Raw genomic sequence first — 18,394 nt, 5'->3', positions numbered from 1 at the left:
ATGCCATGGGAAACAAGTCAGACAGATTCGACTTCGATTTGGCAGAAACAATCCGTGGTTCCTTGCTTTTCATAGGATATACGCGGCATGTACGACGTAAAGCGAGAAGAAAAAATAGAGGGTAACACCTTTACAATCCTTTATTTTCAAGGGTTCATTAAAGTATGCTTACAATCATCAAAAGCAAATTGGGGGCGGTATACGTACACATGCAAAGGGCGAGTTTGCCGATCGTCTTGCGACATTATAAACGTAATCCGAGCAAGATGATCGGCACTGTTTGAGCAACTGCATGTGTACTCGTGCCACCCCCCTGCAATCAGTGACTATCGTCACGGATTCAGATCCGTGTTCATTTAACATTGGTTGTCAGATGTCGAGTCAAGTCGATTCATTACTTCCTATTCGTCATTTCCCGAGAAATAATGACACAAAACTATCTTATTTGATAAAGTGAAACAAAGCAAAGCGACTGTTCCATCTCGAGTTCACAATCTGCAATCAATTTTATATACGCCTGTAAATCATGAAGGAATAAACGATTCCCATGCTGCTGCTTAACAGGATCAGAGCAATCATGACGACAAATCCAACGGTATGCGGCAAAGCAGCGGCGAAACCAATGATAACACCAGATATCACATATAATTTGCCAACAAATCGGTGTGTCTTTTTCCAAACGGTCTCATTGGCTAACGTCCATGGAGTACGAATTCCAATAAAATAGTTATGACGCACTCTGCCCAGCCAATTACCCAAAATCACAAAAAGGATTCCCAACATCAGTTGCAGAAGCATAACCAACGGAAATTGCATGCCAATCCCTTGCAAGTCCACCATCCATATAAGCGCACTAAAAAATAGCACAAAAACGAATGTAAACAGTCGATACGTATGATCAAAGGTCAAGTAATTGTCGCGTTTCGGATCAATTTTAGGAAGAATCAACAAAAATCCGTAAATAATCGCATGCACCACTGGCATAATGTAAACAGCCACCCATGGCTGTGCATAACCATCTACATTTCCTGTAATATTCCAATGAATAGGAATGCGATGGTGCATATGCGATTGCAGAAATACTCCTCCAATGAAAGTAAATACGATAACACACCAACCATATATGCTCCATTTAGAAATTCTACTTTTGTTCATCATTTGTATCACCTTTCTGCCATTTCCCCATCATCCAACCGATCAAATCCTGCATAACCGTTGTATTTAATGAATATCGGATAAATTGGCCTTCCCTTGTATCAATGACCATATTTGCCTGCTTCAACAAATTCAAGTGATGAGTTAAACTCGGCTTTGAAATGGAAAAACATCCTGCAATTTCCCCGGCAGTCATGTCTCGATCGCGAAGCATCAGTAAAATTTGTCGACGTGTCGGATCTGCTAGCGCTTTAAAACTCTCATCAAACATGTACATTCACCTTTTCCGCAAATTTCAATCATCCGCTAACTTAGAAACCGAACAACCAGTCTCCTTTCTTAAATTATATATTTAGAAAAATATCTAATTATCTAATCGAAATAAACTTATCACTTTTTTATCCAACATGCAATCGGCTAAAACCTAAAAATCTTTCCAGAAAAAAGAACCCGCTTCAGATCTTGCATCTGACAACGGGTTTTATCGAAAGGTATGGTTGATAAACAAAATTTAGATAAGAACCTCTTGTGCCGCTAACATACTCCCTGACTGCTGATATCGGACATGCCAGGAAAGTGCCTGCTCAAGCATATGCGGGGTTTGACCGCCGCGCTTGCAAGCTTCATGAAAATACTCCCGGAGTGCATCCTTATACATCGGATGCGCACAATTCTCAATGATCACTTTCGCGCGTTCACGTGGTGCCAGTCCGCGCAAATCAGCAAGACCTTGTTCGGTAACTACGATATCCACATCATGCTCTGTGTGATCCACATGTGAAACCATTGGAACAATGCTGGAAATTTGACCATGTTTTGCAGTCGATTTCGATACAAATACGCCTAATAGAGAATTGCGGGCGAAATCACCGGATCCGCCGATCCCATTCATCATATTGGTTCCCATGACATGTGTAGAATTGACATTCCCATATATATCGAATTCAAGTGCTGTATTGATACAAATCAATCCAAGACGGCGAATCAACTCCGGATGATTCGTTATTTCCTGTGGCCGCAAAATCAGTTTGTCGCGGTATTTTTCAATACTGGATACTACTTCAGCCGCACGCTTCGGAGAAAGCGTAATGGAACATGCAGATGCATAGGAAATTTTTCCTGCATCAATCAAATCAAACACCGAATCCTGCAAAACTTCAGAAAAGACTTTTAGATCAGAAAACTCCGATTGAAGAAAGCCGTGGAACACTGCATTTGCAACCGAACCAATACCTGATTGTAACGGCATCAAATTTGCCGGCAGTCTGCCATGGTTGACTTCATTACGAAAAAAATCAATTAAATGACCGGCCATTTGTTCGGTTTCGGCGTCAGGTGAAGCAATGGATGAGGTATTGTCTTGTTTTTCCGTTATAACAATCGCTTTCACCTTTTGCGGATCAACTTCAATATACGTTTTTCCGATTCGCTGATCAATTTGAGTCAGCGGTATGGGCATCCGTTGTCCACGATTTTCCAATTCATAGATATCATGAATCCCTTCCAAACCGAGAGGTTGTGCCATATTCAACTCGATAATAATTTCCTTGGCGTTTTTGGCGAATGTAGATGAATTGCCGACAGAAGTGGTAGGAACAATTCCTCCTTCCTCCGTAATAGCAACCGCTTCAATAATTGCAACATCAATCGCAGGCAGCTGGCCGGCTCGAATTTGTTCGGCAGTATGAGACAAATGCTGATCGATAAATAAAACGTCGCCGCTATTGATCTTTGTACGCAGTTTTTTCTCTGCCTGGAATGGCAGTCGTTTATGAATCATATCTGCTTCGGCGAGAATTCCATCAACTTCGTCGCCAATGGACGCACCTGTAAAAACGTTTATTTTCAATGGCTGATTTGTCGATTTTTTTCGTTCTGCCAAAGCAATCGGCACTACTTTCGCGTCTCCGGATCGGGTAAAGCCGCTCAAGCCAACGGTCATGCCATTTTTTATCAAAGCAGCCGCTTGTTCGGCTGTTACAATTTTATCGAAAAATTTTTTATTGCGAATGCGTTGTTCGATCAAGTCGATCACCCCACCCTAACATTTGATAGCGTTTACAAAGATAATATCATACCCCCCTTACCGTGGCTTCGCATTCCGGTTAATCGACAAAATAAGTGGATAAAGCAGAAAAAATAGAAATAAAGCAGAAAAGGAACCGCATTCAGAGCGATTCCTTTTCTTGGTTACCGGTGTTAATATCTGGTTGTAAATATTAATATGCGGTATTTCAAAGCATTCAAACATTCCTGTTAAAAACCGAGCGCTCGCCGAAACGCACTTGTATACTTCTGGCTCACAGGAATGCGCGTACGATCAGAGTCCCTCATAATGAGTAAAAACGTCGAGTGAAAATCTCTTTGAATCTCCTCAACACCTGCAACATTGACCAAAAACGCTCTGTGACAGCGTACAAATTGATCTGTTGGCAAGCGCCATTCCAACTCTTGGAGGGTATGTTTGACGCGGAATTGATCGGATTTGGTATGGATATACGTATTCCCATCGATACTTGTGGCAAATACAATCGAGTCAATCGCAACTGGAACAAAGTGTTCATCCACTTGCCCGACCAAAAAGCGGTCTTTTGGCGTGCGCTGCAAAAATGCAGCCTGTTCCGGCGGGAAAATCAACGTTAATGCGCCAACCGCATGACCATGTTCATTATAAAGAGGCGTACCCAATCCGTAATACGGGATGCCAAACACATTGGCCGGAACGTGGCTCATGATTTTCTGTCGTTCAAGCAATGTCTGTTGCGCGATTGACCCCATTTTAACCGGTTGTCCCGGGGCAATCTTAAGATCGATCGCCGGACTTGGCCGATAGATTACATATTGTTTTTCGTCGGATAATGCAATCGAAGTGTCTTTAGGGAAAAATTCATTGAGAGACTGAAGTACCTGGTATATGACTTTCAAATCCAACTGCCCGTTCTGTTCACTTAATTGGAAATTTTCCACCGAAAATTCTTCGGTCATATTTTACCGCTCTCCTATATCCCGATTCGATTTCCGTAAAAGGCAAAGGTCATGCATCCGTTTCGTTCATTCAGTTGCATGTAAACAGCTGCATGTAAAAGACGTGGCTTATGATTGTAAAGGATCCATGTTAAGGATGTCTTATTTAAAGAAAATTATAATCTATTTTCTTTATATCTTGCCACCTATTCATATCGCAGCGCATCGATCGGATTCAGACTCGCCGCCTTGCGAGCCGGATATACGCCAAAGACAATCCCGACCAACAAAGAAAAGAAGAATGCGTACAAAATTGGGGAAAGTGTGATCGCAGTAGCAATAACACCCATATGATTTAAAAGCAAAGATAATCCGACACCGAGCAAAATGCCAATGATGCCTCCAAGAACGCTAAGCATCACAGATTCAATCAAAAATTGTGTGAGAATGACGCCGCGTGTGGCGCCGATCGCCTTTCGGATTCCGATTTCCCGTGTGCGCTCCGTAACGGAAACCAGCATGATATTCATAATCCCGATACCGCCAACGATCAATGATATGGCTGCAGTTCCGGCCAAAAGTGTCGTCATGACCGAATTTACATTTTGAGCCGTAGTTAAAATTTGCGCTTGGGAACTGATCATGAAATCGTCGTCCTGTCCTGGCGCCAAATTATGCTGTGCCCGCATGGCCGCTTCGATATCAAATTGGGCTTGATTCATGAGATCTGCCGATTTAGCCGACACAAAAATCGTTCGGATCTTGTTAATCGTAAACAGACGGTTCATTTCAGTGGTAATCGGTATGATGATGCGATCGTCATTGTTCGTCACTCCCTGACTGCCCTGACTTTCCAAAACGCCGATAACGGTAAAAGGCATCTGATTGATTTCAATCACTTTTCCAAGCGGGTTCGCATTTGCATCGCCAAACAAATTCTGCACAACGGTTGTGCCGAGTACTGCTACATTTGCCTCGCCGTTCACTTCGAATTTGTTAAAAAACCGGCCGCTCTGCACATTTGTGCTGCGTACAAGAGGATAATCGGCTGTCGTACCTTCAATGCTTGTGGCATAGTTTTGATCTCCATACACAACCTGAGCAGGCCTGCTGATATCTGGGGCAACTCCGGCGATGGAACTTTGTTTGGCGATTGCGTTGGCATCATTCAGTGTCAGCGTATCCAGCGATGCCGCTCCCATTTTGATGCCGCCTTGCACTGCCTGACCCGGTCTGACAATCAAAAGATTGCTCCCGAGTCCCTGAATTCTTGCAGAGACGCTAGCAGTAGCCCCTTGACCGATTGCCACCATCGCAATCACGGCTGCAACGCCGATAATAATTCCAAGCATTGTTAAAATCGAACGCAATGTATTGGATTTTACACTGCGAAATGCAACTCGCAAGCTTTCAAATACGTTCATGTGGCTGCCACCTCGGTTTTATAAGCCATTCTTCGCTTCATAACCGGCTGATCCTCCTCGATTTGCCCGTCCCGAAAACGAATGATTCGTTTGGCATACTCTGCTATATCGGGCTCATGTGTAACGAGAATCACCGTTTTTCCGCTATCATTGAGTTGTTGGAAAATACTCATGATCTCTAGGCTCGTTTTCGTATCCAATGCTCCTGTCGGTTCATCTGCCAACAGGATCACCGGATGATTCACAAGCGCTCTCGCAATTGACACCCGCTGCTGCTGGCCGCCCGATAATTCATTCGGCTTATTCCATAATCGTTCTCCAAGGCCTACGTTTTGCAGCGACATGATAGCGCGTTCTTTCCGTTCCCGCACAGGTATCCCGGAATACATCAAAGGCAATTCCACATTTTCTACTGCTGTGGTCCTGGGCAAGAGATTAAAATTCTGAAAGACAAATCCGATTTTTCGATTGCGGATAAACGCCAAATCGTCGTCATGCGCGTCAGATATTCGGTAATTGTCCAGAATATATTCGCCAGCTGTCGGTTTGTCCAGGCATCCCAGCACATTCATCATGGTAGACTTGCCGGAGCCGGAAGGACCCATGATGGCAACAAACTCTCCCTCATGGATTTCCAGACTTACACCACGCAGCGCTTGAATCTGTTGATCGCCAATCTGATAAACTTTTTTTAACCCTTCAATCTTGATCAGCGGCTGCTTCATCAGTGGCCTTTCCCTCCTTTTCCGGCAAATCCGCCGCCAAATGCCCGATTTCCCATTCCGAATGCGCCTGGCCGATTATTCGGCCCACTCGGCGTCGAAAGCGTAATGGCTACCTTGTCTCCCTCTTTTAATCCGGAAACAATCTCCACTTTATCCGGGCTGTAAAAGCCGATTTTTACTGGCTGAAAATGGAGTCCAGCGCCATTTGCACTAGCAGCGGCATTCTTCTTCCGTTTTTTGCCGGACGCATCTGCAGCTGTGCTTGTTGCTTGTGTTCCCGTTTCGTTTGCAGAACTCGACTCCATCATGACGCCGTCTTTGCCATTCACTTCTTTGAGCGCCATCGAAGGAACATACAGCACATTTTTGTGGACACCGACCTGGATCGTTATATTTGCAGTCATTCCCGGTTTCAGCAATCCTTCACGGTTGTCTACGGATAACAAGACGTTGTATGTAGTTACACCGTTCTGTGTGGTGGCTTCCGGATAGACCATCAAAACTTTCCCGTGGAACGTTTTATTCTGAAATGTACTTGTGCTAAATGTCGCATCCATGCCATTCTGGACTTTGCCGATATCGGTTTGACTGACTTGTGCCAGCACTTGCAGATCATTCGCATTGGAATCATCCAGGACGATTACCGGCGTATTATTCGCCGTCATTTCACCGAGATTTCCATTCACTTGTGTGACAACACCGTCGATCGGCGCTCGCAATGTATATCCGCTTATAATGGCTTGCTCCTGTTGCACTTGTGCCTGTGCCTGATCTACTATTGCCTGCGCCGCTTGAATGACAGCCGCATCCGGTGATGCCTGCAGTTGATCCAATTGGGCTTGTGCTTGATCCACTGCTGCTTGCGCTGCTTTTACTACGTTCGCATCCGGCGGAGCTTGCAGCTGATTCAATTGGGCAATCGCACCATCGTAGGATGCCTGTGCCTGATCCAGGCTGCTTTTTGCCTGATCCAACTGAGCTTTTGCGCTGTTGCGGTCATTATAATTCTGAACGGTCGTATTGTAGTTTTGCTGTGCTGCTTTGAGATTGGATTGCGCTTGCTCGACAGCAGTCTGTGCTTGCGTCACCGCTGCTTGATCTTGTGCAATTACATTGGCATCTGTTCCATTTTCCAGTGTTGCCAGGTTATTTTCCGCGTTGGCCAAGTTTGCCTGCGCTTGGTTGACCGCATTTGTTGCAGATAAATACTGGCTGTAACTTCCACCAAGCCCTTGCTGCTGCTGTGCATTGATTAGTTGGTCATGTGCTGTGGCAACAGCTACCTGGGCTGCATGCAATTCCGAAGCAGTCGGTCCTTCTTTTGCCTGCGCCAATTTTGCGTTTGCAGAATCGAGGCCCGCTTGTGCATTTTTTAATTGCGTCTGTGCCTGATCCACTTGATTTTGCGCGTTTGTCAGTTGCTGTTGGTCTTGGGAACGGTCATTAAAGATCGCCAATTGATCCTGATATGCCGTTTTCGCCCCATCGAGCGCTGCTTTTGCTTTCTCCACATTGGTGTTTTGAACGGCAATTGCTTGTGGTGTTGCTGCTTCCTGGGCCTGCGCCAAGCGTGCTTGTGCTGCTGCCAGGCTTGCTTTTTGTTGTGCAATCGCCTGTGCGGTGGCTCCTTCTTGCGCCTGGGCAAGCTTAGCTTCGGCGGAAGTCAGGTTCGCTTGTGCATTGGCGAGTTGCGCTTGCTGTTGTTTGTCGTCAAGTGTCGCCAATACTTGCCCTGCTTTCACTTTATCTCCAACTTTGACATTCACTGCCGTTAATTTGCCATTGCCGGATGAAAAATTCAATTTGATTTGTGTAGCAGCCTGTATGGTTCCTGAGGCAGACACCGTTTCCGCCACATCGCCACGTTTGACAGTGGCGATTCGCATATCGGCAAGCACATTTTGTGGTGTTGCAACTTTTTCATAGATTCCAAAGGCGCTGCCCGCTACAATTAGACCTGCCAACGCAATCCCGATTATTTTTTTCTTCTTTCTTGCATTTGACATGTTTGAGAAAGTGGATTCTGTATTTTTGAGAGAGATCTCAGCCATTTCATCGATTCCTCCTAATCATTTTCCTATTCATCGTTCCGCCATGCAGTTCAAAAACTATCTTTCGGCTCTTAAAAAAGCCGATTCAAAGTCATCGAAGGCTTCGCCGATAAGCGTGGTGAAGCAAAGCTGTCTTTAGCGTAGCAAGAAATTATGAACAAACTATGAATAGGATTTGAAAAAAGGTAGAAAATCGAATCGATCGCCTATTCAATATCCGGAACCAAAGGCAATGTGAACCATACTCGGGTCCATTGGCCCCTCTCGCTTTCAAGCCCGATTCTGCCCCCGTGCATCTCAACGATCCGTTTGGCAATCGACAACCCCAAACCGGTTCCGCTATTTTTGGAAGATCTTGCTTTATCGACTTTATAAAAACGTTCAAACACTTTCTCTAACTCTTCTTTTGGGATGCCTTGACCATAATCCTTAATCTCGATAAATCCCTGATCCGGATTCTTTCTGACGCGTATCTCAATATCCCCGCCCATATGGGAAAAATGAATCGCATTTGTTAAAAGATTAATCATCACTTGCTCGATTCTGCCTGCTTCTCCGTATACGCAAACATCTTCCAACTCCATCTGTATCTGTAATTTCTTTTCATAAAGCAAAGGCTCCAATGATGCAATGACTTCCCGAATTATGGCAGGCATGGATAAAATCATCGTGTTTTCACTCATTTGCGTTTGTTTATTTTCCAGTTGTGAAAGATCCAATAGATCGTCTACCAGTACACCAAGCCGCAGCACTTCCCTATGGATTCTTTGCAAATAGGTTTTCTGGTCATTTTGCGGGATCGTCCCATCTAAAATTGCACCTGCAAAACCGCGAATGGAAGTGAGAGGGGAACGTAATTCATGTGATGCATGTGCGATAAACTCCCTGCGCATCGTTTCCAGGGAAGCCAATTCATCGGCCATATGATTAAATGCTTTTGCCAACTCTCCTACTTCATCTTTGGAACGATCCTCTAATTTTTGGCTAAAATCTCCTTTCGACATTTTATGAATAATCGCATTCATTTCTCGCAATGGTCGGGAAACTCTTCTCAAAAAATAAAAGGAAAAGACAAACGTAACGATAATTGCTGCGATTCCCGCAAAGATCAGCAACCGATAGACGCCATCGAGATGATGCGTAAGGCCAAACCAGCGCAAAACAACTGCGCCCGTCACTTGTCCGTTTTTGCGAATCGGCACAGCCACATCCAATGTAACATTCATCGGCCCAAAAAATGTACTTTCCTGGAGTGTGGTATCGCTGCTTTGCAACTGTATTTTGCCACCCAATGCCTGTTTGACGAGATTCTTGTTGAACTCGTTGTACCAGTTTTCATCCTGGTTTTTATCCGGATTTTTGGTGTGATTGGTCGATTGAACCAGCATTTTTGCGTTTTGGTCAAACACGTAAACGGAAACTCTCGCGTTTGCGGATAAATTGATAATTGCTTGCATATCCGTCTTTGACCACGCTTGTTTGGCTAACAAATCGGCAATGGTTTGGCCTTGCTCCAGCAGGATCTCTTGCCTGTCCCTGACAATAAATCCGCGATACAAACTAGATCCCACCACTCCCAGCACCAACGCTGTCATAAACATGGTTGAGACAAGCAATACCGTCAATTTTGCAAATAAACTCCATCTACCCATACCCATTCACTCCAAATTCCACGGTCAATCCTGTTTCGGCTCTTTCACCGCAAATTTATAGCCGATCCCCCATACAGTCCGAATGCTCCAGGCGCGTCCCGATTGTTCCAACTTTTCCCGCAGTCGTTTGACATGAACGTCCACCGTTCGAAAATCTCCTTCATACCCTTCTCCCCAGACACGCTCCAGAATATGTTCCCGCTTGAACACCTGGTTTGGATGAGAAGCCAAAAAATATAACAATTCTATTTCTTTCGGGGGCAAATCCACCATTTTCCCGTCCAGTTGAACGGTATATGCCGTTAAGTCAATGACTAAATGTTCAAAGCGTAAAAGTAAATGCGCCTTCTGTTCACTTCTGCGCAATACGGCTCTGACTCGGGCCACGAGCTCCGGCGGGTCGAAAGGTTTCCCGATATAATCATCAGCACCGAATTCCAAGCCCGTTACTTTATCGATCGTTTGTGTTTTCGCAGTCAGCATAATGATCGGCGTAGATCCATATAATCGAATTTCTGAACAAAGACTGTACCCATCCATCTCCGGTATCATAAGATCCAACAACACCAGACTTGGTGCAAGCTGAATAAATTTCTGCAGTCCTTGTTTTCCGTCCGTTGCGATCGCCACTTGGAACCCTGCTTTTTCTAAATAGAGCTGTGTCAACAACGCAATCGACTCATCATCTTCAACGATAAGAATTAACGGCTGATTTTGTTTCATGAACCGAACCACCCTACTTCATTTCTTATTTAAACCATTTCTTCTCTAAAGGTCTGATCACCTTTTCATCTTATCATCTGGACTATTTGCTATAAAAAAACCTTAGCATACGCTAAGGCACATTTTTGTTATGATTCGATTTCGTAATGAACTCCATTCAGTTCAAAAGTATGAACAAATGCAGCGTTTAAAGAACTGGCAGCAGAACAGTACTTTTCCGCAGACAATTGAATGGCCCGTTTTACTTTTTCCGGCGGGATGTCTTTTCCATCCAATCGATAATGCATCTGGATCTTTGTAAATCGCTTCGGGTCTTGATCCGCTCGTTCCCCTTGAATCTCGACTGCAAAGTTTTCAATCGTATATCGCATTTTCTCAAGAATGATCGTTATGTCAATCCCTGTACATCCCCCAAGCCCCATCAGCAATAACTCCATGGGACGCGGTCCGGCATCTTCTCCACCTACTTCAGGTTTTGCATCAATCACTACCTTGTGCCCGGATGCCCCCTGTGCCTCAAAGCGTCGCTTCCCTTGCCATGTCACTTGAACATTCATTCTTTATACCTTCTTTCCCTTGCGCCGTTACAGCAAAGTCTTCTTTTACAAAGATACAACTTTCTGAGTCGTGTTTCAAATCATATGAAAAATCCTACAAAAATTTACTCCAGACTTCATTTCCGCCATTGGATCTCCACATGTATCGGGTTCGAATCATCGGAGAATTACGTAATCTAAAAGAAAGATGCCTGAATCCATCACTGGGAGGAATGTTTTCTGTGATTATCTATACAGCCCTTGGCGATTCCATTACCGCCGGTGCAAGCGCCAGTTCCCCATTCCTCGCATATCCCAGTCTCATCTGCAAATTGCTTCGTTCCAAACGGGGGCTAAACGTGATTGCGAATGTATTGGCGGAACCCGGTTGGACGAGTGAAGCTTTGCTCACATCTGTATTGCAAACTCCCGCTACGATTTTGAAAAAATCCTCATCGATCAGCATCTGGATTGGCGGTGACGACTTGATTACAGCCGGAGTTTCCTTACTGCAAGGGGCACCGGAAACAATCATTCAAGATACGTTAAAAACATATGAACGAAATTTGGCCAAGTTAGTAAACACAATTCGCAATGTGAGTTCCGGACGTATTATTGTATGCAGCCAATATAATCCGTTTCCCAATTCACCGCTCGCAGTTGAAGCGATTGCAGCCTTGAATCAGGTGATTCATTTGACTGCCGGCCGTTTTCATCTATCACTCGCACCTGTTGATGCCTGGTTTTCCGGAAATCTGGAAACATGGATTGCCGGATATAAACGCGGACGACTCGAGGATATTCTCACAAGTAAAAGCCCGCCGATTCATCCCAATAACGATGGCCATCGCGTTATCGCAGAGGGATTGATACCATTCCTGATATGAAAAACCGTTCATGAAAACTTGTCGATTATTCCATCACAACTTGTTGATACTGATTAAAAAAATTCGTATACGCCAGGAACCCCAGCACAAAACTTGTCATGGCAGCAGAAGCCATCAGCGTAAAAACAATCAAGATTTGATAGCGAACGGCCTGAATGGGATCTGCTCCGGCAATGATTTGTCCAGTCATCATGCCAGGCAACTGTACGAGTCCAATCGTTTTTGTACTATCAATCGTCGGGATCATACTGGCACGGATCGATTGTTTAAGAATCGGGAAAATCGCTTGTTTGGCTGTTCCCCCCAAGCAGAGCACGACGAGAATTTCCTGTGTTCGCGCCTTTACATCAGCACGCATTCGATTTAAAAGAAGGCTTGATACAACCATGCTGTTGCCAATGATCATCCCACTGATCGGGATGATATACTGCGCTTTCTCCGGAACAATTCCCGTCACTAACAAAAATCCTTGTGTAATACATTCAGTAACGGTTAGGGCTGCAACGATCTTGAGAAACAGCGTCCACCGTTTGGCGGTCTTTTTCTTGACATTGTGGGCAGCAACCAGAATCATAATCAAAATCATAAGCAGAATATACAAAGGACTTTGCAAGGAGAAAACAAATTTCAGCAGATATCCGACAACAATCAATTGAACGCTGGAACGTACCGTCGCGATCAGTATATCCTTTTCCATGCCAAACTTTTGCCAAAGGGACAGGAGTAACGCAACCAAAACAAAAACCAATGTCAAAGCAAGCGCAGCAATACTCAAACAGGTCACCTGCCTTTGTTATACGCCAGTTAAAAACTGCTGGCTCAGTTGTTCTTTCGGCTTTGAAAAAAAGCGCTCCGTTTCATCCGCTTCAATGACTTGGCCATTGGCCAACAACCATGTATAATCTCCTACACGTCTTGCTTGTTGCAAATCATGTGTGATCCACAGAATGGTTGTACTCGTATTTTTTTGCAATCCCAGCAAAAGATCTTCAATCTCCCTTGTAGAACCAGGGTCTAAAGCAGATGTCACTTCATCCAACAACAAGATCGAAGGATGATTGACAAGCGTACGTGCAAGCGCCACTCGTTGTTTTTGTCCGCCTGATAAATCTTGCGCGGATTTGCTTAAAAGCTCCTCATCCAACCCCACCATATCGAGAAAATGCCCTGGGTTCTCCAATGTTTTTCCATGCAACTGCGCGGCGATCGCCAGATTATTCATGACAGTGCCGGGAAGCATTGTCGGCGTCTGCATGACATAACCGACCGACCGCCTAAGCTCGGTGATTGGCCAACTCCGTACTTCCTTGCCATCTACATATACATGACCTTCATCCGGCGTCGCGAGCAAATTGCAAAGGGATAACAACGTGCTTTTCCCCGCTCCCGACGGTCCGATCAAAGTGAGAATGACACCTTTTGGCACACTTCCCGAAACTTCATTCAGTATGGCTTGCCTGCCAATTGGCGTTTGAATATACTTGGCAACTTTGCTGAAGCGAATAACTTCCTCCACAAATGTCTCCTCCAAAAAAGAAGAAACGTTTTCTTGGCTATCCAATCAAAAACGTTCCCATGCATTCTTCTCCATATGTTGGATGAAGTTGATATTATATTCCCATGCCTGAAGCGGATATGCAAGCGTATAAACCCTATTCTTCAAAATTCAATCGATTATACACACTGTCGGAACGTCATCGAATTTGTATTCGCAGCCTGCAAACTCCCGCTACAACATTTTGTCCAAAAATTGTCTGGCACGTTCGCTTTTCGGTGCACTGAAAAATTCTTTTGGCGGTGAATCTTCCAATAATGTTCCGTCTTCCAGAAAACAAATCCGATCGGCAACTTCTCTCGCGAACCCCATCTCGTGTGTAACGATCGCCATCGTGATACCTGTGTGGGCCAGCAATTTGATAACTTCCAGCACTTCCTTGACCATTTCCGGATCAAGAGCGGATGTCGGCTCATCAAACAGCATAATTTCCGGCTCCATGGCCAGGGATCTGGCGATTGCGACACGCTGTTTCTGTCCGCCGGATAATTTTGACGGATATACGTCCGCCTTGTCTTTTAATCCGACTCGTGACAATAGCTCAAAAGCTTTTTGTGAAGCTGCTTCTTTCCCTATGTTTTTCACTTTCATCGGTGCATATGTCAGATTTTCAAGTACGGTCATATGTGGAAACAAATGAAAGTGTTGAAATACCATGCCGATGTTTTGTCGAATTTTCATGATATCCGTTTTCGGATCCGTAATATCGATCCCATTGATAAATACATGGCCTTTCGTCGGCTCTTCCAATAAATTCATGCATCGCAACAAAGTAGATTTTCCGGAACCGGAGGGACCTATGATTGCGACAACATCCCCTTTGTGAATCTCCGTCGAAATATCTTTCAGGACGTCAAGCTGCCCAAATGATTTATACAGCTTTTCTACTTTAATCACTGCGCCGGATCCTCCTTTCCAAGCCACGGGCCGCCCATGTCAACAGCATGACCAAGAGATAGTAGGTAAACGCGACAATGATTAATGGCTCAAAATATTTGAACGTGTCTGCACCTACTATGGTAGCCCGGCGCAAGAGATCCGCTCCGCCGATCGTGGAAATCAGCGCCGAATCTTTCAATAACGCAATGCTTTCATTAACCAATGCCGGCAGGATGTTTTTGACCGCTTGCGGCAAAATAATATCCAGCATCATGCGCTTGTACGGAACGCCGAGGGACAAAGCCGCTTCCCTTTGACCTTTATCCACAGCCAAAATACCGCCGCGAATCGTCTCGGAAATATAGGCGGCCGAATTCAGTCCGAACGTCAAGACACCCGCCTGAAATTGAGAAATATCAAATCCCGTCAGCTGGGGAATGGCAAAATAAATCAAAGTTAATTGCACAATCAAAGGCGTTCCGCGAAACACCGATGTATAGGCAATACCAAACCATTGCAAAGGCCGATAACGAGCTATTTTAATTAACGATAATAATGTGCCCCAAAGGAATCCGACAACTGCCGAAGCAAGCGTAAATTCCAGTGTGACCAATACCCCACGCAGCATATACGGGATGGCAGGCACAATTTGACTGAAATCCAGATGCACGTCTCTCAAACACCTTTCAATGTGTTATTTTTTTTCAAACCATTTTTTAACCAGTGCATCAATTTCTCCATCTGCTTTCATTTTCTTCAATACACTATTAAATTTATCCACCCACTTGGAGCCCTTTGGAAAGGCTACAGCAGAACCACTTGGCCCGGTAGTGGGAATAGTTGTAAACATCAAATCCTTGTTTGCGTCTGTATAGCCCTTTGCTACCGTATCCTCAATAATAGCCGCGTCAATTCGGTTGGATTTTAGCTCTTGAATAATGTCAGGCACTTTGTTCAAAGGGACCACTTGCATTCCTTTTTCCTTTTTGGCAAGGTCCTTGGCATCCCCTTCCTGAATGGAGCCGAGCTGTACGCCGACTTTCTTTCCAGCCAAATCTTCCGGCTTTGTAATGTTGCTGTCCTTTCTGGCAACAATTGTGTTCTTTGCTTCATAATAAATAATTGAAAAATCTGCATTTTTCAAACGCTCCGGCTTTGGCGTCATGCCAGCCATGACAAAATCCGCCCGCTTTGCTTGCAATGCCGGAATCAATCCATTAAAATCCATATCTTTGATTTCAAAATCAAAATTCAATTGTTTGGCGATTGCATTGGCAATATCGATGTCGAATCCGGAAATCTTGTTGTTGTTTTTCAAATCATGAAATTCATACGGTGGATAATCGGCAGAAGTCGCCATGATCAAATGCGGCTTCGATGCTGCCGCCGAACCGGAATTGGATAATTGGGGTTTCCCCTGATCATTCCCCGCGCTGCCGGAACTGCCGCATCCGGCCAGGATGGACGTAGCGAAAAGGCTGGTAATTGCCAACGTTGCCAATATGTTTACCCGTTTCATAAATGAAGCCCCCTCTTAAAAATATCTGCACAATATTTCTTGTTTGCATTTGTCATTCTATATCATGCAAATTGTATGCCAATCGCTAAAATGTCCCATTCTGTTGGAATAGCGGAGCGTTTGTTGGAATCCGCAGTATCAATTCCGCCTATTTCAACCTAATCAACCGATCTTAAAAACCTATTTCAACCCATTTTGCCAAAGAATCCTTTGTCCTTTTGCGGAAATGGAAGCGCCGGAACGTCCTTTTGTTTTCAAAATATACCCATGTTTTTCAAGTACATCTAATTTATTGCGAATTTGCTGCTCGCTTAGCTGCAAGTGCCGGGAAGCCAAAAACACCGAAAGCGTGCGCCGTCCGGCGCTTAACCCCCGCTTTTTCAAAGTTTCTATGGCTGTCAAAAGCGCGAGATATATCTCCTGGTCCCCAAGTTGGGCGAATTCTTGCCAAACGGGATCCAGGGAGGCAAAATCGTCCTGTTGGATTTCGAATGGATCCTGTAAGGAATTTGAGTCATGCAACGAATCCGGGAGATCCTCTAGTCTCAGTTCATCCCCTTCCGATACTGCCAACATATACTCGATGGCATTCTTCAACTCCCTGACATTTCCAAACCATGAACATTCACATAATTTTCCCATCACCTCTGGTGTGATTGCAATGTTTCGAATCGAGCTTTGTCGCAGAAAATGACTTGCAAGAATCGGTATATCCGAAGTTCGCATGCGCAATGGCGGCAACTTTAGCGACAACACTTTTAAACGATGATACAAATCTTCTCGAAATCGTCCTTCTTGTATCATCGCCAACAGATTTTTGTTGGTGGCAGCGATGACACGAACATCGACCGGCGTGATTTTGTTTCCTCCCACTCGCATGACTTCTTTCTCTTGCAGCACGCGCAACAAACGCGCCTGGATTTTTACAGAGATATCCCCTATTTCATCAAGAAAAATCGTTCCACCCTCCGCCAATTCGAAAAGCCCTGCCTTCCCGCCTTTTTTTGCTCCGGTAAACGCTCCTTCTTCGTAACCAAACAGTTCGCTTTCCACAAGATCCTCTGATAAAGCACTAAAATTCACCGCCAGAAAAGGACATTTTTTTCGTTCTGATTCGTTATGAATCGCACTTGCGAACAGCTCTTTCCCTGTTCCGCTTTCCCCTTCGATCAGTACGGTAAGGTCTGTCCGCGCCAACTTTTTTGCGATTTGTTTGACGTTTTGAATCGCGTCACTTTTCCCGACAATATGGTGAAATGTGTGTTTTGCTATATACCCTTTATTCAACATGGTTTTTCGCCACTGTTGTTCGCTTTTGGAAATGTCTTTCAAATTCTGGAATGTTGCAATAAATCCATCTTCCTGGGGCAGCCGTGTAACGACGACCGATTTGCCCTCCACTTGAAACAAACGAGTTTCTTCGTCAGGCAAATCCGTCAAAAATTGAATCAGTTCGGGAATCGTTATCACTTGGTGTAGCGGCTTCCCGATGGCCCTAAGTGCAGGTACGCGGGATATTTGTTCAAGAATTTCATTAAAGATCGTAATTTTCCCCTGTTGGTTTACAGCGAGAATCCCTTCATTTACCCCGTCCAATACTTGTTGTACATGCCTGTTTAGCATCGTGACCCGTTTTGTTGCATCTGCCATCTCTTTGCCAAGTTCAATAATTTTTTTCATATATCGTTCCGAAAGAAACCGGTTGGGCGTTTCCAGCAGCCCAAATCTCGTCAAAATTTCCATAATGGTAATGACATCCAGCAATCTGGGCCCGATATCGATGATTTGCCGAATTCCCTTTGGCACCAGCACAACTTCTCCAGGCGTGACAGCGACCTCGATATCCTCCATTCCCTGTCCCTTGTCGTCTTGCGGAAAATACGGAATATATTGAAGATGATCCACTCCAAGAGTCATGAGTGACTCGATCGATTCCAGCGCCGTTTCCTTGTGGTCATTAACAAGCAATACTTTCGTCCCTTCTTCCAACATCAAAAGCTGGTCGATATGATGGTAATTGGTGACACGTTTTGCTATCAGCAACGGACAAGCCGGATCCAGATAAGGGGTTGCTTGTTCCAGCAAATGTTCCGTCGATAGCAACAGCAGGTCTGCCGTGATGAACAACTTGTCGCCTATCCATTCGTCCAACGCATATTCATGAATTTCAATCGAATCGGAGTCGCAAAAAATATCGGTCAATTGCTGCGAAAGCGCTCGCAGCGTCATTTTCGTGCCGGTAACCAAAGCAAGTGTTTTTCGTTCATGACTTTTCATCACTGATCATCACCCATATAAACCAAAATCAATCCTTTTTAACCAAT

Annotated in this window: 17 protein-coding genes; 1 reads left to right on the top strand and 16 read right to left on the bottom strand. The window is 44.7% G+C overall.

Features of this window, described 5'->3' with window-relative positions:
- Positions 1 to 507: 507 nt before the first annotated feature.
- The 10 genes from LSG31_RS07865 to LSG31_RS07820 form a co-directional block, all read right to left on the bottom strand.
- Positions 508 to 1,155, bottom strand: coding sequence for an SdpI family protein (locus tag LSG31_RS07865; RefSeq protein ID WP_347438793.1), 648 nt, complete (start codon positions 1,153 to 1,155; stop codon positions 508 to 510).
- Entirely contained in the window at positions 1,142 to 1,426 is a 285-nt protein-coding gene (locus tag LSG31_RS07860) for an autorepressor SdpR family transcription factor (RefSeq protein WP_347438792.1), read from the bottom strand. Before LSG31_RS07860 ends, LSG31_RS07865 begins: the two co-directional genes overlap by 14 nt.
- 240 nt (positions 1,427 to 1,666) lie before the next feature.
- Positions 1,667 to 3,178, bottom strand: a complete 1,512-nt coding sequence (gene scpC / locus LSG31_RS07855) for a succinyl-CoA:acetate CoA-transferase ScpC (protein ID WP_347439465.1) — start codon at positions 3,176 to 3,178, stop codon at positions 1,667 to 1,669.
- Positions 3,179 to 3,411: 233 nt separating this feature from the next.
- Positions 3,412 to 4,140: a LytTR family DNA-binding domain-containing protein gene (locus LSG31_RS07850; protein WP_347438791.1), complete on the bottom strand. Its 729-nt coding sequence runs from the start codon at positions 4,138 to 4,140 to the stop codon at positions 3,412 to 3,414.
- A 185-nt stretch (positions 4,141 to 4,325) separates the two neighbouring features.
- A complete protein-coding gene (locus tag LSG31_RS07845; RefSeq protein WP_347438790.1) occupies positions 4,326 to 5,543 on the bottom strand; it encodes an ABC transporter permease in 1,218 nt (405 codons plus the stop codon).
- Positions 5,540 to 6,268, bottom strand: coding sequence for an ABC transporter ATP-binding protein (locus tag LSG31_RS07840; RefSeq protein ID WP_347438789.1), 729 nt, complete (start codon positions 6,266 to 6,268; stop codon positions 5,540 to 5,542). The genes LSG31_RS07845 and LSG31_RS07840 overlap by 4 nt, the downstream gene beginning before the upstream one ends.
- A complete protein-coding gene (locus LSG31_RS07835) occupies positions 6,268 to 8,319 on the bottom strand; it encodes an efflux RND transporter periplasmic adaptor subunit (RefSeq protein WP_347438788.1) in 2,052 nt (683 codons plus the stop codon). The genes LSG31_RS07840 and LSG31_RS07835 overlap by 1 nt, the downstream gene beginning before the upstream one ends.
- A 206-nt stretch (positions 8,320 to 8,525) precedes the next feature.
- Positions 8,526 to 9,971 carry a sensor histidine kinase gene (locus LSG31_RS07830; protein ID WP_347438787.1) on the bottom strand — a complete coding sequence of 482 codons (1,446 nt, stop codon included), beginning with the start codon at positions 9,969 to 9,971 and terminating at the stop codon, positions 8,526 to 8,528.
- A 24-nt stretch (positions 9,972 to 9,995) separates the two neighbouring features.
- Positions 9,996 to 10,694, bottom strand: coding sequence for a response regulator transcription factor (locus LSG31_RS07825; RefSeq protein ID WP_347438786.1), 699 nt, complete (start codon positions 10,692 to 10,694; stop codon positions 9,996 to 9,998).
- A 128-nt stretch (positions 10,695 to 10,822) separates the two neighbouring features.
- Positions 10,823 to 11,251, bottom strand: a complete 429-nt coding sequence (locus tag LSG31_RS07820) for an OsmC family protein (protein WP_347438785.1) — start codon at positions 11,249 to 11,251, stop codon at positions 10,823 to 10,825.
- 221 nt (positions 11,252 to 11,472) lie between these two features.
- On the opposite strand from LSG31_RS07820, the gene LSG31_RS07815 reads away from it, so the two are divergent.
- On the top strand, positions 11,473 to 12,117 hold the full coding sequence (locus LSG31_RS07815) for an SGNH/GDSL hydrolase family protein (protein WP_347438784.1): 645 nt from the start codon (positions 11,473 to 11,475) through the stop codon (positions 12,115 to 12,117).
- Positions 12,118 to 12,142: 25 nt separating this feature from the next.
- Here LSG31_RS07815 and LSG31_RS07810 read toward each other — a convergent pair whose 3' ends face one another.
- From LSG31_RS07810 to LSG31_RS07785, 6 genes are all read right to left on the bottom strand, one after another.
- Complete coding sequence (locus LSG31_RS07810; protein ID WP_347438783.1) at positions 12,143 to 12,892, bottom strand: ABC transporter permease; 750 nt, start codon at positions 12,890 to 12,892, stop codon at positions 12,143 to 12,145.
- A gap of 18 nt (positions 12,893 to 12,910) precedes the next feature.
- The gene (locus LSG31_RS07805) at positions 12,911 to 13,633 is read right to left on the bottom strand and encodes an ABC transporter ATP-binding protein (RefSeq protein ID WP_347438782.1); all 723 of its coding nucleotides are present in this window, start codon (positions 13,631 to 13,633) and stop codon (positions 12,911 to 12,913) included.
- 213 nt (positions 13,634 to 13,846) lie between these two features.
- The gene (locus tag LSG31_RS07800; RefSeq protein ID WP_347438781.1) at positions 13,847 to 14,569 is read right to left on the bottom strand and encodes an amino acid ABC transporter ATP-binding protein; all 723 of its coding nucleotides are present in this window, start codon (positions 14,567 to 14,569) and stop codon (positions 13,847 to 13,849) included.
- On the bottom strand, positions 14,562 to 15,221 hold the full coding sequence (locus LSG31_RS07795; RefSeq protein WP_347438780.1) for an amino acid ABC transporter permease: 660 nt from the start codon (positions 15,219 to 15,221) through the stop codon (positions 14,562 to 14,564). Before LSG31_RS07795 ends, LSG31_RS07800 begins: the two co-directional genes overlap by 8 nt.
- A gap of 24 nt (positions 15,222 to 15,245) precedes the next feature.
- The gene (locus tag LSG31_RS07790) at positions 15,246 to 16,070 is read right to left on the bottom strand and encodes a transporter substrate-binding domain-containing protein (protein WP_347438779.1); all 825 of its coding nucleotides are present in this window, start codon (positions 16,068 to 16,070) and stop codon (positions 15,246 to 15,248) included.
- A gap of 180 nt (positions 16,071 to 16,250) precedes the next feature.
- Positions 16,251 to 18,347 carry a sigma-54 interaction domain-containing protein gene (locus tag LSG31_RS07785; RefSeq protein WP_347438778.1) on the bottom strand — a complete coding sequence of 699 codons (2,097 nt, stop codon included), beginning with the start codon at positions 18,345 to 18,347 and terminating at the stop codon, positions 16,251 to 16,253.
- Positions 18,348 to 18,394 lie beyond the last annotated feature (47 nt).

Source organism: Fodinisporobacter ferrooxydans (assembly GCF_022818495.1).
Classification (GTDB): domain Bacteria; phylum Bacillota; class Bacilli; order Tumebacillales; family MYW30-H2; genus Fodinisporobacter; species Fodinisporobacter ferrooxydans.
Note: the sequence above shows the minus strand (reverse complement) of the source record. Positions and strands in the feature narration are given on the sequence as shown.

Coding starts and splice junctions, on each gene's coding strand:
- LSG31_RS07865 (WP_347438793.1), bottom strand. CDS start 1,155: ATGAACAAAAGTAGAATTTCTAAATGGAGCATATATGGTTGGTGTGTT.
- LSG31_RS07860 (WP_347438792.1), bottom strand. CDS start 1,426: ATGTTTGATGAGAGTTTTAAAGCGCTAGCAGATCCGACACGTCGACAA.
- LSG31_RS07850 (WP_347438791.1), bottom strand. CDS start 4,140: ATGACCGAAGAATTTTCGGTGGAAAATTTCCAATTAAGTGAACAGAAC.
- LSG31_RS07845 (WP_347438790.1), bottom strand. CDS start 5,543: ATGAACGTATTTGAAAGCTTGCGAGTTGCATTTCGCAGTGTAAAATCC.
- LSG31_RS07840 (WP_347438789.1), bottom strand. CDS start 6,268: ATGAAGCAGCCGCTGATCAAGATTGAAGGGTTAAAAAAAGTTTATCAG.
- LSG31_RS07835 (WP_347438788.1), bottom strand. CDS start 8,319: ATGGCTGAGATCTCTCTCAAAAATACAGAATCCACTTTCTCAAACATG.
- LSG31_RS07830 (WP_347438787.1), bottom strand. CDS start 9,971: ATGGGTAGATGGAGTTTATTTGCAAAATTGACGGTATTGCTTGTCTCA.
- LSG31_RS07825 (WP_347438786.1), bottom strand. CDS start 10,694: ATGAAACAAAATCAGCCGTTAATTCTTATCGTTGAAGATGATGAGTCG.
- LSG31_RS07820 (WP_347438785.1), bottom strand. CDS start 11,251: ATGAATGTTCAAGTGACATGGCAAGGGAAGCGACGCTTTGAGGCACAG.
- LSG31_RS07790 (WP_347438779.1), bottom strand. CDS start 16,070: ATGAAACGGGTAAACATATTGGCAACGTTGGCAATTACCAGCCTTTTC.
- LSG31_RS07785 (WP_347438778.1), bottom strand. CDS start 18,347: ATGAAAAGTCATGAACGAAAAACACTTGCTTTGGTTACCGGCACGAAA.